The sequence below is a fragment of the Paenibacillus sp. J22P165 genome, assembly GCF_059692015.1.
Genome location: NZ_JCAUAP010000006.1, coordinates 349,327 through 375,499, shown reverse-complemented (window position 1 = coordinate 375,499; position 26,173 = coordinate 349,327). Strand labels below are relative to the sequence as shown.

Annotated in this window: 21 protein-coding genes; 4 read left to right on the top strand and 17 right to left on the bottom strand. The window is 41.2% G+C overall.

Features of this window, described 5'->3' with window-relative positions; genetic code table 11:
• Window positions 1-73: 73 nt before the first annotated feature.
• The 13 genes from AC58QM_RS16775 to AC58QM_RS16715 all read right to left on the bottom strand — a co-directional run bounded on the left by AC58QM_RS16775 (window position 74) and on the right by AC58QM_RS16715 (window position 16,675).
• On the bottom strand, window positions 74-1,642 hold the full coding sequence (locus AC58QM_RS16775) for a sensor histidine kinase (protein WP_497285817.1): 1,569 nt from the start codon (window positions 1,640-1,642) through the stop codon (window positions 74-76).
• A 233-nt stretch (window positions 1,643-1,875) separates the two neighbouring features.
• A complete protein-coding gene (locus AC58QM_RS16770; RefSeq protein WP_497285815.1) occupies window positions 1,876-2,784 on the bottom strand; it encodes a phytanoyl-CoA dioxygenase family protein in 909 nt (302 codons plus the stop codon).
• 36 nt (window positions 2,785-2,820) lie between these two features.
• Window positions 2,821-4,371: an ABC transporter substrate-binding protein gene (locus AC58QM_RS16765; protein WP_497285813.1), complete on the bottom strand. Its 1,551-nt coding sequence runs from the start codon at window positions 4,369-4,371 to the stop codon at window positions 2,821-2,823.
• 53 nt (window positions 4,372-4,424) lie between these two features.
• Window positions 4,425-5,387, bottom strand: a complete 963-nt coding sequence (locus tag AC58QM_RS16760) for a carbohydrate ABC transporter permease (protein WP_497285811.1) — start codon at window positions 5,385-5,387, stop codon at window positions 4,425-4,427.
• Window positions 5,388-5,411: 24 nt separating this feature from the next.
• Window positions 5,412-6,347: an ABC transporter permease gene (locus AC58QM_RS16755; RefSeq protein WP_497285809.1), complete on the bottom strand. Its 936-nt coding sequence runs from the start codon at window positions 6,345-6,347 to the stop codon at window positions 5,412-5,414.
• Between the two features lie 191 nt (window positions 6,348-6,538).
• Entirely contained in the window at window positions 6,539-8,155 is a 1,617-nt protein-coding gene (locus tag AC58QM_RS16750; protein WP_497285807.1) for a response regulator transcription factor, read from the bottom strand.
• Complete coding sequence (locus AC58QM_RS16745) at window positions 8,148-9,935, bottom strand: sensor histidine kinase (RefSeq protein WP_497285805.1); 1,788 nt, start codon at window positions 9,933-9,935, stop codon at window positions 8,148-8,150. Before AC58QM_RS16745 ends, AC58QM_RS16750 begins: the two co-directional genes overlap by 8 nt.
• A gap of 328 nt (window positions 9,936-10,263) precedes the next feature.
• Window positions 10,264-12,174: an endonuclease MutS2 gene (locus AC58QM_RS16740; protein ID WP_497285804.1), complete on the bottom strand. Its 1,911-nt coding sequence runs from the start codon at window positions 12,172-12,174 to the stop codon at window positions 10,264-10,266.
• Window positions 12,175-12,694: 520 nt separating this feature from the next.
• Window positions 12,695-13,231 carry a GNAT family N-acetyltransferase gene (locus tag AC58QM_RS16735; RefSeq protein ID WP_497285802.1) on the bottom strand — a complete coding sequence of 179 codons (537 nt, stop codon included), beginning with the start codon at window positions 13,229-13,231 and terminating at the stop codon, window positions 12,695-12,697.
• An 88-nt stretch (window positions 13,232-13,319) separates the two neighbouring features.
• Window positions 13,320-14,189, bottom strand: a complete 870-nt coding sequence (locus tag AC58QM_RS16730; protein WP_497285800.1) for a serine hydrolase domain-containing protein — start codon at window positions 14,187-14,189, stop codon at window positions 13,320-13,322.
• A gap of 615 nt (window positions 14,190-14,804) precedes the next feature.
• Window positions 14,805-15,239, bottom strand: coding sequence for a hypothetical protein (locus tag AC58QM_RS16725; protein ID WP_497285798.1), 435 nt, complete (start codon window positions 15,237-15,239; stop codon window positions 14,805-14,807).
• Between the two features lie 119 nt (window positions 15,240-15,358).
• On the bottom strand, window positions 15,359-16,384 hold the full coding sequence (locus AC58QM_RS16720; protein WP_497285796.1) for a methyl-accepting chemotaxis protein: 1,026 nt from the start codon (window positions 16,382-16,384) through the stop codon (window positions 15,359-15,361).
• Between the two features lie 9 nt (window positions 16,385-16,393).
• Window positions 16,394-16,675 (bottom strand): hypothetical protein, encoded by a 282-nt coding sequence (locus tag AC58QM_RS16715; RefSeq protein WP_497285794.1) that lies wholly within the window; start codon window positions 16,673-16,675, stop codon window positions 16,394-16,396.
• 412 nt (window positions 16,676-17,087) lie between these two features.
• Here AC58QM_RS16715 and AC58QM_RS16710 point away from each other — a divergent pair, with 412 nt between their 5' ends.
• The gene (locus tag AC58QM_RS16710; protein ID WP_497285793.1) at window positions 17,088-17,969 is read left to right on the top strand and encodes a LysR family transcriptional regulator; all 882 of its coding nucleotides are present in this window, start codon (window positions 17,088-17,090) and stop codon (window positions 17,967-17,969) included.
• On the opposite strand, the gene AC58QM_RS16705 is transcribed toward AC58QM_RS16710, so the two are convergent.
• The gene (locus AC58QM_RS16705) at window positions 17,966-18,319 is read right to left on the bottom strand and encodes a protoglobin domain-containing protein (RefSeq protein WP_497286045.1); all 354 of its coding nucleotides are present in this window, start codon (window positions 18,317-18,319) and stop codon (window positions 17,966-17,968) included. The two genes, AC58QM_RS16710 and AC58QM_RS16705, sit on opposite strands and share 4 nt — an antisense overlap.
• 308 nt (window positions 18,320-18,627) lie before the next feature.
• Here AC58QM_RS16705 and AC58QM_RS16700 point away from each other — a divergent pair, with 308 nt between their 5' ends.
• From AC58QM_RS16700 to AC58QM_RS16690, 3 genes are read left to right on the top strand one after another with little or no spacing between them, the layout of a single operon-like run.
• Window positions 18,628-19,956 (top strand): spore germination protein, encoded by a 1,329-nt coding sequence (locus tag AC58QM_RS16700; RefSeq protein WP_497285791.1) that lies wholly within the window; start codon window positions 18,628-18,630, stop codon window positions 19,954-19,956.
• Between the two features lie 5 nt (window positions 19,957-19,961).
• Complete coding sequence (locus AC58QM_RS16695) at window positions 19,962-21,032, top strand: GerAB/ArcD/ProY family transporter (RefSeq protein ID WP_497285790.1); 1,071 nt, start codon at window positions 19,962-19,964, stop codon at window positions 21,030-21,032.
• Entirely contained in the window at window positions 21,025-22,107 is a 1,083-nt protein-coding gene (locus tag AC58QM_RS16690; protein ID WP_497285788.1) for a Ger(x)C family spore germination protein, read from the top strand. Before AC58QM_RS16695 ends, AC58QM_RS16690 begins: the two co-directional genes overlap by 8 nt.
• A gap of 45 nt (window positions 22,108-22,152) precedes the next feature.
• On the opposite strand, the gene AC58QM_RS16685 is transcribed toward AC58QM_RS16690, so the two are convergent.
• From AC58QM_RS16685 to AC58QM_RS16675, 3 genes are all read right to left on the bottom strand, one after another.
• Window positions 22,153-23,889 carry a response regulator gene (locus AC58QM_RS16685; protein WP_497285786.1) on the bottom strand — a complete coding sequence of 579 codons (1,737 nt, stop codon included), beginning with the start codon at window positions 23,887-23,889 and terminating at the stop codon, window positions 22,153-22,155.
• Window positions 23,890-24,190: 301 nt separating this feature from the next.
• Entirely contained in the window at window positions 24,191-25,072 is an 882-nt protein-coding gene (locus AC58QM_RS16680) for a LysR family transcriptional regulator (protein WP_497285784.1), read from the bottom strand.
• 147 nt (window positions 25,073-25,219) lie between these two features.
• On the bottom strand, window positions 25,220-26,149 hold the full coding sequence (locus AC58QM_RS16675; protein WP_497285782.1) for an S-layer homology domain-containing protein: 930 nt from the start codon (window positions 26,147-26,149) through the stop codon (window positions 25,220-25,222).
• Window positions 26,150-26,173 lie beyond the last annotated feature (24 nt).

Here is a 26,173-nt window from a genome sequence, read left to right as displayed (position 1 = left end):
CTAAATGCTCAACTATCTAATATAACCAAAAAAAAAACCTTGAATGGCACTAAGCCAATCAAGGTTAAATACATTAATTGAGCTCATGATAAACTGGCAATATAAATCTAAATACCGACCCGCTTCCGACGACACTTTGAAAGTCCAAACTTCCACCGTGGTCCTGTGCAATTTTTTGACAAATGGATAACCCAAGACCAGTACCATTGTCTTTTGTCGTATAGAAGGGTTGGAGTATCTTTGCCTGTTCTGCCAATGATATGCCTTGTCCAGTATCCTCAATTTCAACAACAGCATAATTGTCTTCACGTTTAGAGCGAATATAAATAGTCCCCGGTTCATTCATTGCTTCTAAGCCATTCCTTACAAGGTTTATTAATACTTGGACCATTTTATCTCGATCAATATATACACATAAGGAGTCTGCAGCAGTCTCGAGAACTATTTTATGTCCACGGGAAACTGCATCTGATTCAGTTAAGAAGAGTAGTCTATCTAAACAACTACTTACAAATTCAGGTTTCATATTACTAATATTTGGTTTCGAGAACTGTAAGAATTCTGATGTTAGTTCATTCATCCGTGTAATTTCACTCATAATGATTTCAAACCAAGGTCCAATATCATATCCATTTTGAGTCGATAATTGCATAAACCCTTTAATTGTTGTAAGCGGATTGCGTATTTCATGGGCCATTCCTGCCGCCAATTCCCCCACTGCTCTCATTTTCTCAGAACGGAATAAGCTCTCTTCACGTTTTAACCAAACATTTCGTTTATTTTGAAACAATTTTTCTTCTGCTATCGTGATTAGTTCATCTTTCAAAGCTGACTCTTGTGGAAATTGCGTACTGCTATGTGTAACCTGATATCCTAATACATTTGAACTCAGTAATTCATCAATATCATGAATAATGTTTTCTTTTGATGGGATTGTAATTGCAAACCGATCTCCTGCATAACGGGAGATCGTAAATGCATTTGAGAACACTCTTTTCAAAAGTAGCGAGATATTTACTAATACCTCGTTTCCATTACTGATGCTTTGATTATTTACGGACTTAAAGTCTTGGAAATCGATTAATATCAAAACAAAGTTATATTGTTTGTTTATTAGATCTTGAAGGGTATTGATATAACCTTTATAATTCAAAAGCTCTGTGAGAGGGTCATGTGTTTCTAAAAAAACATTTTTCTCCTTCAATCTTATCTTTTCCAATTCTAAGTTGAGGAAATAATGATAGAGTAGCACGATTAAAGCTGCACCAATAAAATCATACACTACAACCAATAAATTGTAAGTATTTATTGGTTGATAGGCTAAACGGATCGTAGAGTAAAGTAAGATATACGTAAATGCGATAGGTAACTTTTGATTGTAAGTCTGTTTCTTTTGAGCAGAAAGTAGAATTAAGATGTAGTAAAAAATCAAACACCAATTCAAATGACTATACCAATGAAAAATAAGAAGAAACACAATCTGTAATCTATGTAATCTTGGGTATTTATTGTGAAGCGCTACACATAATGCAAAGAGCGAACCGAATATAATTACCATCCAAATGTTTGTTACTTTTCCCAATAGGACGGAAGAGAGTATTGTGAAAAAACATATAAGGGGAACAAAAAACTTTAAGAGCATCGTAGAGCACCTCCTTTTAAAGCCGTTTAGATGGTATTCGCGATATGTGCAAATTTTCCTGCCCATTAATGCCGGCCGCCAGTCTATATCTTTACTTTCACGGTCTCCTCATTAACTAATAACGAACCTCAAATAAAAAAAAGAGGTGTTCACAAAAGTGAACACCCACTAACGAACTTTATTTTTCAACTAATACATTTATTTTCCTTGATCAAGGATGATCTTTATTAGATTCAAAGACCCAATGAATTCCGAATACTCATTTCTAAAGGCGTATAATCGACTTCCTGACTTCGAGTCAGATTCATTCGCTCTTTTAACGGCGTAGTCTTATTGCACATGAAGCGTGGAATTCCACTGTGATTCTGTGATGCTGTGTGGTAAAGAAAAGGATGACATAGAATGATATCTCCTGCGGATGCTGTCGTCTCAACAACCCGCAATTCGATACCATCAGCATCTGTATGCCTCGTGTTCATAAATTTATCAATTCGGCTGCCTGCACTTTCATCCGCTGACTTCGTTAGTCCCGTCAATTCCGACAAGTACGGATGCTGCCTATTTAAGCTATCAATCGCTGCTTGCGATTCCATCCCCTCTGGATGCTCAGATAGAAACCGAGCTACCAGCTTATGTGAGCCTTCCAGCACTAACGTTCCGCCACCATGAGGACCTATTTCCGAAAATATGCATAGACATAGGAGTCCTTGCTCAGGGCTATCGACATAATGGCGGAAATGAATACCATCCCAATGCCAACCATCTGTAGGAACATCCCACTCTCTGTCAGCCCCAAGTGCAAAGTTGACCGGCCACCAGCCCCACGTCGATTGAACCTCATCGATCCCATACACACCGCGATCTTGCCATCGATCCCATCCAATCAAATCCTCAATCGCATCCGCCATCCGTGCCGTATTGCACTGGTCAAACTCAGGACTGCGATATGCTTCCTGGATATAAATCATGGGTTTATTCCAAGTTGAAGGATCCTCTTGATGAACTCCTCTCTCGCGGAGCTTTCCCCATAGGAACTGTTGGCAAGCTAGCGCTGTTTCTCGTGGGAAGGCTCCGCTTACCTTTACCCAGCCAAGCTCCTTAAACTGTTCAATTTGTTCGGAACTTAATACCTTCTCCAACATATGAGCTCACCTCTAACTATACAATGTGATTCAGTCTTACTTCTTCGTTTTGACCCACTCGTCCAGTTGTTTTTGCTTTTCGGCAATAATTTTATCCACACCAATTGCTTTTAATTTACTGATATATTTAGGTAAATATTCTTTGGGATCAACGGTACCTGAGAATAAACCAGGTTCAAACTCTTTTTTCGCATTATTAAAGGCGGCAATCTCATTTTTCACAGGTTCTGGGTTAAAAATAAATCCGAGTACACTTGCTGTTTCGGCAGATTCATTGAACTTTTTGAAATTATCCCACTTTTTCGGGTTTTCATTTGCCCACAGATAATCATTAAATTGGTTACCGAACATCCAAGCGCCATTCAAAACATAACCTGATGTTGTACCGTCTAAGCCAGCAGGGAAGTCAATAATATTGTCGCTCTTTTTAACAAAGTGCTTTCCTTCGATTCCGAAAGCGAGCAAATTAACTAAATATTTGTCCGTATAAAGTAAATTCAAAAACATCATCGCGCGATCTGGGTCTTTCGAAGTTCTAGACATTGAAGTCATGGATCCCGTCGTATCGGAAGTTCTAACGATCGGCTTGGTTAATTCTACTTGTACCCAATGAACACCGGAAGCCAAACTATCCTCAGCATCTTTACCAGGCTTAAGCTGTTGGACATACGAGAATGCCTTTCCAGCCTTTAAAGCCCCTGTCGTATCCCCAATGGTTGCAGCATCTTTATTGACGTAACCGGCCAAATACCACTTGCGGGCTAAATCCATTTGATCTTTTGCTTTTTGGGTTTCAAAGGCGTTAACAACTTTGTAATCTTTTGCCCCTCTCACTACTGAACCAGGACTGCTATCGCCTAAATCCTCATAATTCAACGGGTTCAGTACCCAGTCGATGCTCGTATCTTTATTCAAATATAAGGGAGTCACACCAGGCTCTTTGTCTTTAATCATTTGATATATGGGCTCTAGGTCTTCCACTTTTTTAATTTTAGTAAGGTCAATTTGGTATTTATCCACCAAATCTTTGCGCAACATAAACCCTGCTTGACTAGCTATCTCTTTATTAATCGGTAAACCGTACTGTTTGCCATTCACCTTAGATCCATCCAACAAGACTGGATTAATTACTTTTTTGAGATCCGGTGCATTTTTTTCAATGAGTGCCGTCAAGTCAATAATATTACCTTGCTGAATTTTCGTGCCAAAATTATCCCAGTTCATGGTTTGTAACAAATCAAAGGGTTCACTTGAGGCAAACTTTAAATTGACTTTATCCTGCCAGCTTCCCCAATCGATCACGGATAATTCAAAGGAGGCATTGATCTTATCCTTCAAGTATTTACTTACTTCTTGGTTCACCAGCGCTAGATCTTTAGGCGCACCTGAACCTGGAACGACCATCTTGATCGTATACGGAGCCAACTCAGGTTTCTTGGACGGCTGGACCGTTTCTACTTTCTCACTCGCGACAGGTGTTGCACTTGCGATTACTTCTTCTTTCTTAGTACTGCAGCCTGTCATGAGTACGGATAACGAAAGAAAGGTTGCCATGGATAATTGGACTGTTTTTCTCGTATTTTTCATACTTGACCTCCTAAGTATATGTCTACTATATACTAACCAGCGTTTAACTGGAATTAGCCTTTTACAGCACCAACGGTCAATCCTTTTACAAAATACTTTTGAAAAAAAGGGTACGCGAATATCATCGGGCCCGTTCCAATAATACACATGGCCATTCGAACCGTTTCATTCGGCACCTTGGCGATTTCGGATGAACTGATACCAGAGGCGACCTGCGCATTCGATATTAAAAACTGTAGATTGATTAAGACCTTATACATCATGTACTGGAGATTGATGATTTTGTCATTGTTAATAAAGATTAGACTGTTATACCAACCATTCCAATAACCAAGGGAGTAGAACAAGCCAATCGTCGCAAGAACAGGAAGAGATAACGGCAACACAATTTGCGCAAAAATTCTACCTTCACTTGCCCCATCTATACTTGCCGATTCAATAATTGAGGGATGGATCGTCGTTTGGAAAAATGTTCTCATGACGATGACGAAGAAGGCATTCATCAATAATCCTGGGATAATCAAAGCAAATATCGTATCTTTCATATGAAGAATATTGGCAAACACCAAATACCAGGGAACAAGACCGCCGTCGAAAATCATGGTAAAGAAAATGATGAAGGAGAACAATCCACGATAACGAAAGTCATTTCTTGATAATGGATAAGCAAAGAGTGCCGTGATTAATAACCCAGTAATTGTGCCTACAACGGTTACGAGAATGGAGATCCCATAAGCGGTTATTATATTCTGTATATCAAACCAGAGATATTGATAAGCAGCTAAGCTGAATTTGTGAGGAATTAACTTGTATCCTTCCAGCGCTACCCATTTTTCATCCGAGAACGAAACAGATACAACGAGTAACACCGGCATGAGACTTAAGCAACTGTAGAACAGGAAAAAGAAGTTAAGCATGACGTTTGTTTTGTTACTAATCGCAAGCGGATCTTTATATTTCCTTTTTATGCCAGTTGCATCATGTACACGCTTTTCCGCAGCCATAGATGTATCCAAGCTCATAATCTCCTTTCCCCTTTACTAAAAGAGTGCGTTTTGTTTATCTATTTTACGAACCAGATAATTCACGCTTAAAACTAGTACAAAACCGACTACAGCTTGGTATAATCCTGCAGCTGATGACATCCCTGTATCCCCTAAGCGGAGCAATGCGCGATACACGTAGGTGTCAATGACATTTGTCGTCGAGTATAAGGCCCCTGCATCCAAAGGCAATTGATAAAATAATCCGAAATCGGCATTTAAGATGTGACCGATCGCTAGCAGGGTTAGAATGATCATCATCGGCTTGATGGCGGGAAGTGTGATGTTCTTCGTTAGTTGCCATTTCGTAGCGCCATCCGTAATGGCAGCTTCATAATACTCTTTATCAATACCTGCGATTGCCGCAAGATAGATAACGGTTGAGTAACCAATGTTTTTCCAAATATGGACAATGGGTAAAATATAGGGCCAATATTTAGGCTCACTGTACCAGGAAATCGGGTCAATACCCAAAGGAGCTAGAATATTCCTATTTAGAAACCCAAACTCCTCACTCAGAAATGAGAAACCCAAGTATCCAACAATGACAGCCGATAAAAAATACGGGAGAAACATCACACTTTGGTACAGATTAGCAAAGTAGCGATTTTTTAATTCATTCAATAAAATTGCGAAGGCAACCGAAAACACTAAGGTTGATGCAATAAATACAAGATTGTACAAGATTGTGTTTCGGGTGATCACCCATGCATCACTTGAATTAAACAAAAATTTAAAATTGTCGTAACCTACCCATGGACTTTTCCAAAAACCCAACGCATAATTAATGCTTTTGAACGCAACAACCGTTCCGAACATTGGAATGTAATTGTTGAAAATTAAGTAGATGGTCCCCGGTAACAACATGAGAAGTAGGTATCGTTCCTTAAAGATATTTCTCAACAATGATCCTTTTCTCGATTTTTGAAACATCGTAATCACCTCCCTCTATAGTCGAACATCTCTGTTACCCTTATTATAAAGGTGAGAAATCAAGGTTCCTACGAAGTAAAATGACCTCCCTGACGGTTTTATGACAATCAATATCTATAAGAAATCTTCATGTAAACATAGATAAACCCTTGGATGAATTAAGACATTCATTCAAGGGTTTATCTACGGAGTTAACCTATATTTTGGTAATGCTTGCGAAATTCTTGTGGACTAATCCCGACTTGTTTCTTGAACATTTTGGCAAAATGAGAGAAGTTATCATAACCCATAGCTTCGCAGATTTCACTTATTTTAAGATTCGATTCGGTCAGCATGGTTTTGACTTTCATCATTTTGGCATAGATGATAAAATCCATCAAGGTTTGCCCTGTTTCTTTTTTGAACAGCCGTGATAAATAGGCAGAATTCAAGTAAACATAGGAGGCAATGCTTTCTCTGGTCGCATCCTTTAAGTTGGCATGCACATATTGTTTGATTTTTTCGATTAATGAGGAATTATCCAGCTCTTGGCAATGAATATAGTCGACCCCAGCTGTGATAATACGTGATGCCCACAATTTAAATTGAACAATTGAGCGCGTAGCTGATGCTTCCCCAACCCACTTTTTGGAACCGATGAACTCCTTTACGGACCAACCTCTTTTATGTGATACCTGATAAACCATTTGCAGCACCGAATGATACAAAACGTCTATCGTTTCGGAAGTGATCGTCTGATCTTGAAGCCCTGTCAAGACGGCTTCCATTCGGTTCAAGAGCTCTTCTTTTTTACCAAGTTCAAATAATACTGCCCAGTCAACCCAATCAATCACAACAGTTGATTTTTTCTGATCCGAAGGATTCGCTGGCTGCCCTTGTTGAAATTGAACAACCTTCAAATTGGTAATATTGCATGCTTCCAAATCAAGTAATGCATGATAATTCTCACTTAACTCCTTGATATGAACAGGCTTCCCCACGTAACAAGACAAGCTGCAATAAAATAATTGTGCGCATGCTTCAATATACTTATAACAAATCGAGTGTAATTCGTTCAATTGCAGGTCTGTATGCGCTGTCAAATGGATCAAAATGAGATGAATGCCGTTCCGATCTTGAATAACATCCCCTGGCATGAATTGAAAGAACATTTCCGCCGCGGCGTTGCGAAGCGCATACTCCATAATTTCTTCATCACGCAAGCTAAACTCTTTATTCCAAAGTTCTACACTAAGTAAAATTGGCAAAATCAGCGTATCCGGATCAAATGAGAGATTATAGGATGGCAGCAATTCTTTCAGGTTCTCCGCATTCGGAATGACACGCTGAGATAGAATGTCTTGCCAAAACCGCTCCGTCAGCAGCGGCTTCTGCTTTTCCCACAACTTCACATACGTTTGGTAGGTTTCATCAAATTGATCTACCTTCTTCACTTCCTTAAGTCTGTCTAGCGCTTTAAGCATCACTTGCTGCAATTGACCCATATCAATGGGCTTCAGTAAATATTCGAAACTTCCTAAACGAACAGCCTGCTGTGCATAAGCGAAATCCGCGTGTCCTGTCAAGAAGACAGTCACAATTAGCGGGTAGTGTTCTTTCACCCAATCAACCAATTCAAGTCCGTTACTCCCGGGCATCTCAATATCGCTAAGCATAATATCTATGTTTACCGTACGCATAATTTCCATAGCCTCATCGGCATCGTACGCACAATAAATGCCACTATACCCCAGTTCAGACCAAGGAATCCCTTTCAAAAGTGCCTCTACGGCATACACTTCATCATCGACAATAAGCAAATTATTCATCCAATATGCCTCCTTGATCTGCTGCGACCAGTTGAATAGGAATGATTAAGCGGATGATGGTTCCCTTCTCAACACCATTATCGAACAAAATTTTCACTTGTGAGCCGTACTTTATTCGTAGACGATGGTGGACGTTCCAAATGCCAAGATGGTTATGGCCTGAACCAGATCCCTCCGTATATTGACCCGTTTGAAACATGTGCAACTTATCCGCTGGAATTCCCTTTCCGTTATCGATAATGAGTACCTCATAACAGTCTGGTGAGCCTGCCGATGGCTGTACCTTTATTTCAATATGAAAGATGGCCTTTCCTTTATCCATCCCGTGAATAATGGCATTCTCCACAAAAGGTTGAATCATTAAGGGAAGCACGCTATGCTGCGAATACGCCTCTGGCATGGATATATCAAACAACAATTTATTGGGAAAACGCAGCTTTTGAATTTCTAAATAATGCTCGATATGTCCAAGCTCTTCGGAAAGTAAAATCGTATCCCGATGCGCCCGAGTAATAAAGCGAAAATAATTAGCCAAATGTTTGGTCATTTCTTGAACTAAGTTATTTTTTTCTAGCATGGATAGGCTGAAAATGATATTTAAGGAATTCAAATAAAAATGCGGGTTAATTTGGGTCTGTAGATGATTGAATTCAGCTTTTTGCGCTTTAAGCATTTCTTCGTATACATTAATTTTCAACGTATGAATTTGGGAGGACATTTTGTTGAATGTTTCGATTAAAAAGGAAAATTCTGTGGTCGAATTATCTTCTAGTCTAACATCCAGATCCCCACGGGTAATTCGGCGCATCCCTTTAATGAGGATATTCATTGGTAGCAAAACAACTTGCTTTACAAATAATAGATAAAAAATGAGTACAATGAGCAATCCTAAGGGAATCAAAAAGAGCAGACGTTGAAAATAAAGCAGCTTTTGAAGTAAAACCTTTTCAGGAATGATGACCGAGAGACTCATTGTCGCGAACTTAAATGGGAACCCAACAAGCAAATACTTGGTCCCGCTTGCGGCATTGGAGAAAGATACATATTTCGAGTCAGCATGATTCATTTTTTTAACAATTTCATTGACATTTTCCATCGATAAGGATGTTGGCAGCAGCGGCGCCCCGTCATTGGACATAAGTAGAAGTTCTTTCCAAGTTCGTCCACGGTTAGGCAATTGAAGCGGTCGCAAAAAGCTTTCGATATCAATCACTGCACCAACATAAAGCTCTCGATTAATTTCCTTTGGACTGATTTCGATGACGCGTACCAAATAGTTTTTTTGTTCCCAAGACATGATCTGCCAGTTGAGAAAATCAATATGCTTATTGTCTTGAAAAAATGAATGTAAAACGCCTTCGAATTTTTGCACATCTTCATAGGTATTCTGTTGCGTGATCATATCATTATTTTTCTTCGAATAGACAAAAAACGTATCAATCCCTTTATAAATACTAAGATCATCCTTGAATTTTCGTAAAAACCATTGTTTGGCCATGAAATATTCGCCGCTATCCATGGGGTACAATGTAAGCGGAATCAAATTGGTATAGGAAAAATCACTAGTGCCTAGACGTAAAATATAATTGCTCGTATCTTCCAACGTTTGATCCAGCAAGGTAACTTTGGATTCTAGAAGATCATAGTAAGACTGCGACACTTCATTTCGAACGACATTCATCGAATAAAAATTATTGTAAAACAGAAAAAAGATCAATGGAGCCGTAACGATAAAAAAACCAAGAATGAATTTGAATTGCAATGTTTTTTTTCGAACCATTTTAATTCACGATTCCTCCTATCGGGTTATCCACTCTCCATTATATAGGTAAATCGCAATTTCCAACATATCGTAAAATGACTGTACTGACGGTTTTGTGATCCTTTTTTTAAGAGACTCAAAAATAAATCCTCCATCTGTTTGAACAGAGGGAGGGTTTTCTTACTGTCTATTTAAGGTCTCCTTCGTCGTGATTTGGCCGCTGCATATTCCTCCATCATAGACGCCGCCTAACTGCGCAAGCATCTCTATTCCACTGTGTCCGTCTAACTTAGGATCATCATTTACATGATGGTCTTGATGGAAACGCCTCAAAGCTACGATCCTTTCACTCCCGTTGCTTCCGTATTTCCTTCTGCACTTGCCGCAACGCCTTCTTCGAGCCACGCTCCATGTCGTGCTGAAACTTGCGGTCTTTATAGCTGGTGAACAGCGTATTCAGATCATATCCCGTAGGATACAACTCGCTGGCTCGTAGTTCTAAGGATACCCGCTTAGCATGCACCTCTACGAGCTGCCCTTCAAATAAAACCGTCATATGGTTGAAGCTATCTCGGCCTTTGTATACGATCGCGGGTTCATCATGCTCTAATAACCGCACACGATCACCCATCCCGTACTCCTCAAGTACAACTTCCGTTTCATCCGTATGTGCCACTACCGGCTTCTTCATCACTTTACTTTCATGAAGGAGATCCAACCGATAGTTCTTACTCTTCATATACAGCTTCGCCCGCCTCAATACCTCATCTTTCAACTCCATCTTTTTCGAGATCCATAGCGCATTGCTCTCGCCCGATTGCCCAATCAGTAGCTTATATTGCGGCTCTAAGGTCTCGTTGTCGAATGCCATGGCTGCGTTCATGAAATCCGGATGCCGTTCTGAAAATTCCTTAATCTCTCCATAGTGCGTGGTCGCAACCGTCATACAACCCATTTGGTAAAATTCTTCCAGAATCGCAATAGCCAGTGCCGCACCCTCATTGGGTTCCGTTCCGCTGCCAATCTCATCAAACAACAACAACGTATTCCGATTCGCTTGTCGCATGATTTCGGCTATATTTTTCATATGGGACGAAAAGGTACTAAGCGCATTCTCCAGGCTCTGATTATCCCCGATATCAACGAACATACGATCAAACACAGCCACTTCGGTAGACGCATCCGCCGCGATGTGAAATCCGGACATCACAGCCAGCACGATCAAACCTACCGTCTTCAGGACAACCGTCTTGCCCCCCGCATTCGGACCCGTAATAACCAAACTGCGATATCTATCGCCAATTTCAAAATCCAGCGGAACCGCACCTCCGGACAATAAGGGATGTCTGCATCGGACCAACTTAATCGACCCGTGGTCGTTCACTTTAGGTGCGATTCCATCCATGCTTTTGCTAAATTTCCCTTTGGCGAAAATCATATCGTACAGACTAATCAAATCAATATTGACCGTTATCGGCTGGGTTTGATTTGCGACTAAATCCGATAGAGCCGACAGAATCTGAAGCTCCTCCATCCCCTCCTCCATCTTGAGTCCCGAAAGCTCTGAGTTATACTTGGCAACAGTTAACGGCTCCATAAACACAGTCGATCCCTTGGAAGATATTTCGACAATCGTTCCAGCCACTTGATGCTTATAGGCAGCTTTAATCGGGATAGTGAAGCGGTCATTTTTTTTGCTGACAAAAAACTCCTGAATAACCTCCTTGTTCGCGCTGTTCTTCAGAAACTTTTGCAGCTGCTCCTCAATCTTAGCCTCGGCAATATCAATATGCTTGCGGATTCGTCTGAGCTCTTTACTCGCCCCGGAGTCCACCCGATTCCCTTTAATAGCTTGGTGAATTGCATCTTCAATGTTCTGGAAATCCCACATGGAGTTGGCATAAGCACTTATCTTAGGAGCGTAGAATTCCTTCTCGGTCATGAACTTCTTGACTTTCCGGCAACCCCGGAGAAAATCAGCAATGGCAATCAGTTCGGAGGGATCCAGTACCATCCCTTTGTCCAGCTTCTCCATCATGAGTTTAATATTCGAAATCCCCAGCAGCGGCACATGTCCCTCGGTATCCAGAATCGCGCGGGCTTCCGTTGTTTCAAGGAGACGTTGCTTCACTACTTTGAGGTTTAAACTTGGTTCTAGCTGATCGATCAGTTGCTTGCCCAGACTGCTTACACAATAGCTTTGGACGAGTGTCTTCAATTCGTTATATTGTAATTTGTCCTTTGTACTTGGATTCATCTTTGCATTCTCCTCACGATTGGGTGATCATGATGAAGATCCCTGCACCATAAGATTTCAACGTTTATGCCCAAATAAGCGCAAAAAAAGCTGCGGGAGACCCACAGCTCATTACACTCAATTTACATGACGTTACACATAGAGAAAAGCCTACAGCTGACAAGGGATTTGTGTCCAAAGCCGCAGTTTACTTCCTCTGTTCGAGTCATGGTTCATGATGTATTCGCAGGGTTCTTCATAGGTAACTTAAATAAAACTATCATATAGGATTTTTTAGAAACGGTATCCCGCTTCACCTATAGAATAGAATGTTATTTTCTTAAGTTATGCCTGTTGAAAACCTGCTACACTCATAAAACACCTCGTAGGGAATGTGTCTTGCATTGAAATCGTATGATGTAAGTAGGATATATGATTTGATGTGGGAAGTCAAGGGTTTAATGACCGGTAGTCAATTCTTAAATAATCATTTGGTTGGTGGAATACTTTTCCAAAGTATTTGAACTATCATGTATCCAACTTAATTATTGAATTTAAAAACTTTAGAGAACCCGACATCATTCAGTTCTTTATCTTCTTCGGTAAATTGATTATTTGTATACCCAGATAATGTTTTTCTCCAGAAACTTATAGTATCCAAATTCTTTTCCGTTGGTGTAGTAAAGAGCATCCATTTTCCACGATGTAAATTGAAGACTTCTCTTACGGAGTTTCCGCCTACTCCTTTACCTCTGTAGGGTCTTAGAATAAATATTTCGTTTATCATAAAGTCACAATTATCAAACAAATAGGGTGGCGTTGCAACCAAGATAAATCCTGCAGGTAATCCGTCGACTTTTAATAGATAAGGAAACAAAACCCCCTCTCTTTCCCACCATATATCAAATACAGGCATCTGTTGTTCAAGTGTATGATATTTTTCATCATCCTCGAAAACACCATATTTATTTGGCAGTACATTCCGAATTCCCGCTAAATCGTGTAAGTACAGGGGGTACAGGTTATTGATGATAAATTTGTTTTTACGTTCGCACAATTCGATTGTTAGATTATTCATAATATTATCCCCCATGAAATTGACTCGCTAAGAATACCGTACATTTATCACCATATTAAGGCGGCGAGGGAACTTCGGTATGTACCAGTCACTTTAATATATAATTTCGAAAGTATTCCATTGGACTTGTTCGATCACTTTGTGTGTTGCTTGTAAAAACAGTAACAATGCGCTTATCCTTATTTACAATGATGTACTGACCGCCCATTCCTCTAGCGAAATATGTTCTACCCGTTTCACCGCTATCATCATTTAGTATCCACCAGTGAAAACCATACGACGGTCCCTCGAGATTACTCATGTGAATTGCTGTTGATTCACGAATCCAATCAACAGGAATAAGAGCTTTCGAATCCCATTCTCCGTTGTTTAAATACAACAATCCAAATTTCAACATATCTTCACTCTTTATTGTTAAGCCAAAGCCGCCAATTGCCACACCTTGTGCATCATGATGCCAATTAAAATTATGAATGGCTAATGGTGTAAATAAATACTTTTTCGCAAATGCAACTGTATCCATTCCGGTTGCTCGTTGCAGAATTGCACTTAATACTTGAGAGCTGCCACAGCTATATTTCATTACCATTCCAGGTTCGGACACAAGCGGTTGATCCAGCGTAAACCTCACCCAATTTTTCGCTGGTATCATTGCTTTATTCCCTTGCCATCTCAACCCAGATGACATCATTAGTAAATGTTTAATCGTAATTTCTTTTTTCGCATCCTCCATATCTTCAAAAAAGTCTGCTATTGGGACATTTTCATTTTTAATATATCCTTTTTGAATCGCAATCCCATACAAGGCTGATAAGATACTCTTCGTGATGGAGTATACCTTATGCTGTTTGTCCTTCATTTTACGGTTTCTATAGTATTCAAAGACCACAGAATCATCTTTATACACTAAGCAGCTTTCGATTTTATCTTTAAATATAGCTCGTGATAGATCGTCCAATTTAATAAGTATTACTTCCCTTCACAATGTTCTCAGTAGCGTAAAGATTGGAACCAATAAAATTAAGGTTGAAATGCTATTTAACACGTCAAAGCAATAACTCAAAAGTGTATAAATCCATTGTGTGCTCACGAGTTAGCGGAATAAGTTTAACTCGCTCACCTTCCAATATACCTACTTGTACTTTCAAACGTAGACCTCCTAATCATATTTTTAAAATAACCAAAACTTCTCCTATGCTCCTCATTTAATGCTATAAGGAGTTTTTATAACATACCAATACTCTGTTTAAGCTGGGAATTCCCCATAGTGGTTGAATCTTCCGAGCATATCCACATACTAGAACTTACTCAATATACATCTTTTCGCCGTGATAACATGTTTGTAAAAACATATCGTACATCAAGCGCGGTCACCAGGTAGGTGAACTCTTCTCCGGATAATGCATTTTCATCGATGAACGATTGCACGGTTCCCGGCTGTTTTCTAACTATTTTAAAAATCGTCGCCGGGTCCTCTGTAGTTGGTAGTCACTCCCTGCAAAATGCGTTAAAGCTTCCCGCAGGTCTCCATTGTCCAGCTACAACCACTAGGTACTCTCTGTTCGGAAATGACTTAATAGCAGCTACCGCCCACAACCTCTCCATTGAGTCTTTTCCTTAAAAGTGACCACAAAAAGGCAACTAAATCTTGGCCTTTCTCACTTTCAAAATGTTCATGATCCAGAAAGGCACGCCATTTGTTATTCCCTGTTGTCCTAAATTCGAAAGTCAAATCGAGTGATAGCAGCTCAATGAGATTACCTGTACTTAATAAGGGAAAACATTCTTCATATTTGAATTCTCTATCTTCATTGCTGTAAATACAAAAGACCAACTGCTCATTACAATCTGCAACCTTTACAATATGTACTCCCCCAGTTGGAAGGTGAACAAAGATTTCCCCCTCTACTGGATCACCCCATAGTATGTACTTATCAAATTTCACCCTTTCTTTTTCAATTAGTCCTTGTGCGTCTTCTACAGAGATTCTATCTCGTTTCAATATCATTTGACGATCCCTCTTTTCATTTGATCTGTTCATAGTCTGTTCTAATTCTGATCATGTTTTGTGCTGCAAGATGGACATGTCCATTCTCGCATATTTCTAAATAACATCGACTCGAGCGCCTATACTTTAAATTTCATAACAAGTTTTTCTAAGTTCCGGGAATCTTTGCTGAGTAATTCGGTAAAGGCTGAAACCTCTTTAACTAAGATATTTTGCTTTACCGTCATATCGTTAACACTTTTTACTCCTTTAAGTGATTCTTCAGCAACAGATGCCATATCAGCAACGGAAGCAGCAATTTCTTCTGAGCCAGCCGCCATTTGCTCGCTAACAGCAGAAACTTCTTGGACTTGCTCTGCCACTCGCTGGCTTGATTTCAAAATACTTTCAAATGATACGATTGTGTCTTCTATCCTTTTTTGACCGTTTAACACCTCTTCTGTCACTTGTTGCATCGCTCGTTCTGTTTCAAGCGAATCATTTTTGATACCCACTAAAAGTACCGTTATTTGCTTTGCCGACGCGGAGGAATGCTCGGCCAGTTTACGAATTTCATTTGCGACAACAGAAAACCCTCTGCCATGTTCTCCAGCTCTTGCCGATTCAATTGATGCATTCAGTGAAAGCAAATTTGTTTGCCTTGATATTTCAGATATCGTGGAAACAATATTTTCAATATGAGCTGATCTTTCTTTTAGCTGTTCCACAATAGTTACCGTATCACTAACGGAGTGTCCGATTTGAGCCATCTGAGAATTGACTTGCTGAATGTAACCTACCCCATCTTGAGCGTCTTGCTCTGTATTAAATGCTGCTTCGGAAAGATCCTCTGCAGATTCCGCAACCCGCTGCACACCCTTGGACATTTCTTCAATTGCACGGTAGGCATCAAGCGTATTTTGCACAGAAGTTATTGCACCTTGCTCAATAACTGTTCCTCGTCTCGTAATTTGCTGAAACTGTTGTAGAGATTCCATAATGACTTTTTTGTTTAAGTCATAGTTGCATTCAAACATGAGCTGCCGAGCTTTAGTAAAATCCTTGCTTTCCACAGCTTTCATAGCTGCATCTTCCGTTGCGACAAGGATATCTGAATTTTGTTTTGCCTTTGCAATGTAATCCAGTTCTTCTTTCGGTGCACCCAATGTAGTCAATTAAACCAAGACGCGATCTCTTGTTTTGGTTTCGTTAACTTCTGTCCAGTAGTTGTCAGAGTGAATTTTATCTCCAAACTGCGTATAAGCTCTTGCTTCGTTTGTTAAATAGTCCGAGGTATTTGCTAAATCGATCCCTAATTGCTTGAATATAGCTTGTTTATTCACAGCGGATCGTTCTTGCGCCACACTGCTATGAAGTAGATAAATACTCCCCATATTCAAAATCGATAATAAAATAAAAACACCACTTGTTGCCTTAAGCCAAGTTGTAATCTTCATATGAATCAACTCCTCATGTTAGTTATTGTTTTATATCTATATATTTGACGAGTACTCCTTAGGAGCATCTGGATTTCCACTATTTCCACCCGTCAGCACTGCATTTTGGACTTTGTAGAGTTCCATTTTAATAAATCAGGTGTCGTCAAGAATACTGTCGGTGATTGCGGTAAATCAATATGTTGCGGGCTCTGCTCCCAAATAATCATCCGTATACACATTCGACCTTTACATATATAATATGGATAATTCTTTAAGCTGCTGAAAATAAGCTGTCTAAAATTAGAGGGAACGTCCTCTTAACTATTTCTCCAGTATCATGAACATTACATTATTAAAATGAGTATGATCAATCTAGAGATTGTTAACACAGTGTATAGTTTTATTTAACCACTTGAGGTAAGGTGACCCTATGAATTCAGAACAGATCCGATATATTCTACAAGTAGCCACAGAACAATCAATACGAAAAGCAGCAGATAAATTACATATAACTGCCTCAGCCATTAGTCAATCCATTCAATCATTAGAAAACGAACTAGGAATAACCATATTCCAACGAACTAGCAAAGGAACAATTCCAACACTTGAAGGCGAAATCGTACTGTCAAAACTTATAGAAATGAAAACAAAATATTTAGAATTATACGAAGAAATTAATCTCGCAAAAAATGGGAATAATTTGAAATTGAGGATATCGTATTCTAATACATTTGGACATATCATTAAACAAGCGTTAGTTTCTTTCAAAAAGGAATTTAAAGATATCCAAATAGAGCTCCTAGAAAAATTGCCTCAGCAGATTTGTGAAGAAATTACAACCAATAGCATCGATCTTGCTTTTATTGGTGAACAACAAGAATTAATGAATCGGAATCTTGATATTGAAACGCTATATACAAGCTATCTGTGCATTTGCGTTGGAAAAAAGTCTCGTTTTCGATTTAAAGAATATTTAACATGGAAGGATTTAAGAAACGAATCCATCATTGTTCTTGAATCTAGCTCTCATAAAGAAATGTTCAAAAGAGCAAATCTAGATCGGAATCCGATTTATGTAACGGTAACCGTTACTGAACCAATGGGTGAGTTTATGATGACATCGAATGCCTTTACAATTTTCGACAATTTTACAATGAAAGGCCATGATCACATTCTTAATGGAACTTTAATTCTAATTCCATATAAAAATCCTGATTTATTATATAGAGATATTTGGGCCGTTCATTGCAATACGAATCTATCCAGCTATACCAAGGCATTCTCAAAACATTTACGTGCTCAATTTGATTAAAATATTAGACTGAGTAGCATCAAGGATCTTCTGGCCGTTGTGACCGGTTGCCGATAAAGAAACCGATGTTTGGTGACAAATTGGTTTTGAAATGAAGAAAGCCAGCAAACACAAGGGTTTGCTGGCTTTTTCTTGATCAGATGCGACTTCAGCGTTTGCCTGAGCCGTTCGACCGTACTGCTGCTTGTAATGATCGCTTGGAGCGATTCTCCCCCTGTGATCGTTTGGTAAAAACCGTCCACAATATCCCCAATATACTGGCGCACGAGCGGCTGAACAGTCTGTATAACCCTCACTTCATCTAGCGTCATATCAATCATCTCCACTGTTTCAGAAACCCTCTCGCCTATCTCTCAACATCTCATGTATGTCATTCCTTTCGTGAGTATCTTCAGTTGATCCATTCCAATTAGGACGAAACGCAAAAAGGTCTTTTGTCTCCAAATAACAGAGACGAAAGACTTTAACCTCTTACGCTGTACCACTCCAAATTTATGCCTTGATTATGATATGCAATTTCACTCTGACCAACTAAGTACACATCAACGTAAATCACACAAATCAACGAAGTCGCTTCTCCTTCGACATCCGTATTCTTATGCCTTTTTTTTACATATTTCTGGTTACGATTGCCAATACTAAAGCTCAGGTGATGGAAATGCTTGTAAAGATCAGCAAGACGCAGCGAAAACAGATCGTTGAGCAACTGGGGCACGCATTAGACTTCCACATTCAGCCCCTTCAGATACGCGGGATCCCGTTAGAAATGATCGCTTTGACCAGTCTGGTGGATGTTGCAGCAACAGCTCGACGCCTGTCGGAAGCCGGACGAGAAGACGCGTCGAATTGGGAGGATCTGCTCGGAGTGCTTGGCGCAGAAGCACCGCGAGGGGATCTTGTCCAAGGCCTTCTTGAAGGCAAGACCCTGATTCTGCAGCCAGAAGGAACAGGCGCAGCCTGGGTGCAGTCGGAAGTGCAGCAGCTGTATCGCCCGGTCGGCACGACGAACAATCAGAACATTCTCATCTCATCGCAAACCGGTTTCATCGAAAACCTGACGACCAATCTCGGTCTGATCCGGAGCGAGCTTCGTTCCCCGGATTTAAAGCAGGCGAATGTCGACATCGGTTCACGCGAGAAGAGAAGAATTCTCGTGCTTTCATTGACAAACGCGGCAGATCCGGCGCTAGTAACCGAGATCGAGAAGTCGCTGCAAGCGAATGCGAACAAGCCGTTCGCTTCGCTTCAGCAAGTCTCCCGCTGGCTACGCAGTACGACAAGATGGAGTCCCCTTCCATCGTTCGTCAAGACGGAGTCGCCACACGAGGTCGCTTTTTTCCTGAAAAAAGGCCGAATTGTACTGCTTGTCGATGGCTATCCGGAAGCCATCGTCATTCCCGTGGAGCTACCTGACCTGTTCATCGCGGATACCGACCGCGAATATACGCCCGCTACCGCGTTCATGATCGTTACGTTCCGTATTCTAGGCGTACTCATCGCCATCTGCGCGCCAGCGTCTTATGTTGCTCTCATATCTGTGAATCCGGACGTCATGAAAATCGAGCTCATCTATTCCATCGCGTTGAGCCGAGTCGGCGTTCCTTACCCCTCCTTGACGGAAGCGCTCATTCTGCTTTTCATTATCGAGATGTTGTTCGAAGCGCTCGTTCGGCTTCCGAAGAGCATCGGTCCAGCGATGACCATGGTCGGCGGCATTATTCTCGGACAGGCTGTCGTCGAAGCGAGTCTCGTCAGCAGTCTGTTGATTATCATCATCGCAGCTTCTACCATCGCCAATTTTACCGTCATTGGGTATCACTTTACTCTCGTCATCCGGTTATGGCGTTATATCATGCTATTCTTTGCTTCGTTGTTCGGTCCGCTCGGCATCGTTTGCGGATTCTATATATTACTCTCGCTCGTCAGCTCGGCTACGCTAATGCGGCATCCAATGATTCCATTCGAGCCCATTGGGAAAAAGGAGTGAACAGAATGATCCGAGGAATCAGTGTCGCGACCTTCTTTCTTGTGCTACAGTTCGGATTGTTAATATTCGTGTTCCCAAAAAGCATTATTCAATCCCAACCCAGCGGTCATTGGTTCGTCATCATCATCGGATGGCTGGTTCAAGGCTTGATGCTGCGTCTGTTCATCGGAGGCTTTCGCGCCGATAAGACCAATCTGCTTACCAAGCTCCAACAGTCCGGATCATGGTTTCGCTTAGGCTTGGTTTGGCCTTTCATATTCAGCAATATGTTTGCCATCGGGATCATGATCCGCGGACATGCCCAAATTCTCAGCATCCTGTATTTACCTCAGACTCCGTTATGGGTATTGTTAGTGCTGCTGATCGCAACCGCGCTAAGTATTTCTTACGCCGAGCGCGATTCGCTGCTGCGGCTTTCACTCGTGATTGGCAGCTTCGGGCTCCCCCTTTTGTCCTTAACCATCTTTTCCGCCATAAATTACGCGAATCTGGACCTGATTTTTCCGATCAAGCCAACATTGGACTTCATGGATGAACCGGGAATTCTGCCGGCGTTCTCAATTTTCGTAAATGTCTTCGGCCTGATCGGCTTCTTCGGGCCTTATGCCGAATCCGAAAAGCGCTGGCTATGGGGGGCATGGGTCGTTTCGCTCTTCTTATATCTGTTGAACGTCTATCTTCCGATCAGCGCATTCGGCCAAGAAGTCGCGGACAATCTCCGATTTCCCATGATCGTGCTGTTGGACACGGTTCGAGTAAATTGGTTTTTCTTCGATCGGATGTCCCTGTTCTACATCATGGCCACCATGTTCAGCACGTTGATTAATATCAGCGGTCTGCTATGGGTAACAAGACAGCTTGCCCATCATTCTTCCTTCGTCCCAAGACTGATTACAAATCCAGTATTCGTGGGAGCATTTGCGATAGTCTTCGCGTATTTCGTTCCCAGTTTGGAAGATTTAGAACGGTTATTGCTCTCGGGAGGGCCGTTGCGTTTCTGCTTACTATTCATCCTTTCGATGGTCAGCTTTTATTACCGCAATCGGGTAAAGATCGGAGGAAAACCACGTGTGTAAGCGAGTGCGAACAGGGATATGTCTCCTCGCCGTCTGGCTCGGATGCGGCCTAATTACAACAGGATGCTGGGATTATCATGATATCAATCAGCGTACTGTACCCGTAATAATGGGCGTTTCCAAAGGGCAGGAGAAGAAGTATAAAGTTTCGCTGCAGATCCCGATTCCAGCAGAACGGCAGCTGAACGTCAAAGTCGTCTCTCGGGAAGCCTCTACGATCAGCGAAGGCATTGACAACATTCGTACTGATATCGAGAATTACATCGATTTACTTAGCATACAGCTAATAGTCGTCAGCCAAGAGCTCGCCCGGGAAGGACTGCAAGACGCATTGGCTAATGCGATCCGAGCTACGGCATTCCCTCCAAAGACATTGCTTGCCGTAACAGACAGCGACATGGAAGAATTGTTGAGCAATACGAAGAAGGCTATTACGAGCGACATCACGACTTTCTACAAGTTCGCGAACAAACGCGCCGGATGGACTCCCAAAACGGCGAAGGCCAGCTTAATGGAGTCCTTCTCCTCGACACAATCTTATACACAGGACCTCTTGCTCCCGATCATTAAGCCGGGCCGTGAGACGGTGCTCGAGTTCGATGGATCCGCCTTGCTGAAGAAAGGTAAAATGATCGGCCGGCTGAGCGATAAAGAGACGCTGGTCGTAAACGTGATCACCAACCGCTTTTACGGCGCGGACGTCGAAGTGCTGGAAAGCGCAAGCCTCACCATTCGATCCGCCCATATGCACTGGAGCAGCCGAGTGACGGAAAACGGTCCGGAATTGGTAGGCAAGCTCAGCTTGCAGACGAGCCTATCGGAATCGAGAATCGAGAAGCCTAAAAGCGAGCATGAGTCCGATCTCGAAGAGTTATTCTTGAAAGACTTGGAGGGTGTCACAAACAAGCTAATTCAAGCAGGTGCCGATCCGATGGGTCTGGGGAATCATTTCCGCAGCAAACTCCCATTCGAGAATCTTGCAAAGTGGCGAAGCGATTATTATCCTAAATTAAAAGTTCACTATCTCGTTCAAGTCAAGATTAATAACCTAGGTAGCCTAGTGCAAGCGGAATAGCTTAGACAAATTAATCGGATTATTAGTCGTCGCAAAGAAGAACAATTAATGACTTCGTGCGGCGAACAACATCTTGCTCACTTTCATTTCCACATCAATTAAGGAGAATGGTTTAAACATATACGCATCTGCACCAAGTTCCAGCCCCCTATGTACATCCTCTTCGCTGCTTCTTCCGGATAGGAGCATGATTTGGGTTTTTGCAGCACGTGTGCCTTCCGTTCTCAATCTATCGAGCACTTCAAATCCGCTCATCCCCGGCATAATGCAGTCCAAGATACAAACATCTGGCTGATCCTCGACTAAGATCCGATAAGCAGTTTCTCCGTCTTGCGCTTCGATCAGCTTGTAGGGCTTCTTCCTGAATTGATCGGCAATCATCGTACGGAGCAGACGGTCATCGTCAGCAATCAATATTGTTTTGGACTTTTCGGATTGAAGTTCCAAGTCAGCCGGATTTTCTCTCGTCATCCCGTAGGATGTTCGAACAACACGATTCCGCCCGTTGCATTTCGCTTTGTACAATGTATAATCCGCGACTTGAAACCAGTTCTGAACAGACTTGTTTGAATTCCAGGACGAGATGCCTGCCGAAAAAGTAATAAAATAGTCAAAAAAATCGTGTTGGGCAATCGGCTCTCTTCGGACGCGTTGCAAGATGCGATTCATGATTTTTTCCGCTTCAAGATCGGTAATCCCCGGCAAAATGACAGCAAACTCTTCACCACCAACGCGCGCCAGTATATCGGTGTTTCGCAAGCAGCTTTGCAGCAAGTGACTGAATTTCTGCAGCACGAGATCGCCAGCTGGATGACCATGTTTATCGTTAATGGCTTTAAAGAAATCAATATCAATGATGACAAGCGTCAACGGCTCATTGTATCTTTGTGCACGGTTTACTTCTACTTGAAGCTGCATGTCGAAATACCGCCGATTATGAATTCCGGTCAACGGATCGTTAAACGCCATGAGCGCAAACTCCATGTGACGCAGTAGCATCCGTTGAATCCGCGCGCTTAGATCTTCATAGCGAAATGGTTTGGTGACGAAATCGTCAGCCCCCATTCGAAAGCATCGGACGACATCTTTCATATCATTGCGGCCGGACAACACAAGCATGGGAAGCCATTTAATCATTGGATCTTCTTTCAGCACCTCGAATATTTCATATCCGCTCTGCGGATGCATCATAAGATCAAGCGTAATTAACTGATAGTCATTCTCTTTCAGCAGCTTAATTGCAGTTTCCACGTTCGAGGCCTCATCTACGTTATAACCCTCAAGCCTAAGCTTGCGAGCCAAATAAGACCGTAACACACGGTCATCATCTACAACCAGCAATCTGCTGCCTAAGAGTTGAGAGGGGAGGACCTCCTTGAGCGGTGCTTGCTTTTGTTCCAACAGAAGTTCCTTGCAGCTGGCTTCAAATTCCATTTCAAGCTCATATAAAATGGAGCGGCTGACCATGTAGCAATCCTGAAACTGACTTTGAACGTCGTTTCCTGATAAGTAATTCGTTTCGTAGCTCCATTCCCAGCATTCGGCGAATTGGGCAGCTACTCTTCCCATGCGAACCATTCCCAGAATCGGGGCGGTTCCTTTGATGGTATGGCCGATACGGTACCATTCTCTCGATTGTTCGATCAGCTCATTAGAGCTGATTTTGTTTGTAGGATCCTTCAAAACTTCCAGTTGCTGCCTAAGTTCGTCGAGATATTTTTGTCTACTTTCAAACTCCAAACTCAGGCTAGCTTTCTCGTAATCATGGATATTCTCATCCAAGCTGTATTCCTCATTTCTCTCATGTTGTCAAAATCATTTATATGAGCATAGATGCTTAACAGGCCGATTGTACCGTTTCGAGAAGCGGTTCAGCTTTTTCATGAAACTAAATTTATATATAATAAATGGATGATAAAGCAGACTTCTCCATCATCTTGTAATTATATTATTTAAATGAGTAGGTTCAACCCAGATATTATTAACACTGTGTACAGTTTTATTTATCCACTTGAGGTAAGGTGCCCCATGAATTCTGTTAGTGAATTAATAAAGGGGCTGTCCCACGAAGTGCTTACTCTTTTTAATCAAATTGAGCACGTAAATGTTTTGAGAATGCCTTAGTATAGCTGGTTAGATTCGTATTGCAATGAACGGCCCAAATATCTCTATATAAAAAATCTGGATTTTTATATGGAATTTGAATTAGAGTTCCATTAATAATGTGATCATGGCCCTTTACTGTGAAATTGTCCATAATTGTAAAGGCATTCGATTTCATTATAAACTCACCCATTGGTTCAGTAACGGTCACCGTTACATAAATCGAATTCCCATCTAAATTTGCTCTTTTGATCATTTCTTTATGAGAGATAGAGTCGAGAACAATGATGGATTCGTTTCTTAAATCCTTCCATGTTAAATATTCTTTAAAGCGAAAACGAGACTCTCTTCCAACGCAAATGCAAAAATGGCTTGTATATAGCGTTTCAATATCAAGATTCCGATTCATTAATTCTTTTTCTTCAGGAATAAAAGCAAGATCGATGCTATTGGTTGTAATTTCTTCGCAAATCTGCTGAGGTAATTTTTCTAGGAGCTCTATTTGGATATCTTTAAATTCCTTTTTGAAAGAAACTAACGCTTGTTTAATGATATGTCCAAATGTATTAGAATACGATATCCTCAATTTCAAATAATCCCCATTTTTTGCACGATTAATTTCTTCGTATAATTCTATATATTTAGCTTTTATATCCAAAAGTTTTGATAGTACGATTTCGCCTTCAAGTGTTGGAATTGTTCCTTTGCTAGTTCGTTGGAATATGGTTATTCCTAGTTCGTTTTCTAATGATTGAATGGATTGACTAATGGCTGAGGCAGTTATATGTAACTTATTTGCTGCTTTTCGTATTGATTGTTCTGTGGCTACTTGTAGAATATATCGAATTTGTTCTGAATTCATGGGGGCACCTTACCTCAAGTGGTTAAATACAACTATTCACGATGTTAGTAATCTCTATGTTAATCATAATAGGTAGTAATTAGCCAGCTATATTTATCTCTAGAGAAAGGGCCCCCTCCGAACATCCCTCAGAAGCCCCGATACAACTTAGTGAATTTGGTTATAAATCCGATAGAGCAGTACAGCAGCCTCCGCTCGGAGCGTATTGGTGTGAGGATGGAGTTTATTCGACTCATCCCCTTCAATCAAGCCATTACCCACAAGCAGCGATACACTTGAAGCAGCATAACCCGCGATATCCGAGGCATCCGTATACATGTTCATATCCGCTGTGTTTCCCGCGCCCAACTCATAACCCGCGATTTGAAGTGCTCTTGTCGTTAAAACGACCATATCTTGGCGTGTAATCGGTGCAGATGGATTAAATATGTTGTCTCCTGAGCCTTGGGCAATACCGAGTGATCTCGCAATTCCAATCGCCTGATAATAGTAATCAGTCATCTGGACATCTGCGAAACCTGTAGTGACATCAGCATCTAAGTCTAGAGTCCGAACGAGCAGCGACAAGAAGTCGGCCCGTGTAATAAGGGATTTTGGAGCAAAATCCGTTTCCGATATGCCGTTAATAATACCCTTAGAAGCCAGAATTTCGATCTGTTTTTTTGCCCAATTGAAATCAGATAGGTCCGTAAAAGCTTTCATTTCATAACCTACAGCATACGTACTTAAATGACTGGTTGTGAATGACACTTTGCCTGTAGACAAGTTATATCTGCCGGATGATACCTTCACCATATCTCCATGGTTGTTCAAATACCATACCACGATATGTTCTGGATTCCGCAATTCCTCGGCAGTAGGGGAGTAATCCATAGAGATTTGAACATTCCCCCTTTTATTTGTCCATTCAAACACCTTACCATCTAGCTCAATATTTACATCAATAACCTTTTTGTCACCAATTTTAATGCGATTTTTATCAGGCAGTAAATTCTTGTCAGCGACTTTAAAAGTAAGCGCAATATTGTCTGTACCAGCAAGGTCCGCTTGTTTAAACATAGTGTTCGGAACCGTCAAATCAGCTATCTCTGTATGAATTAT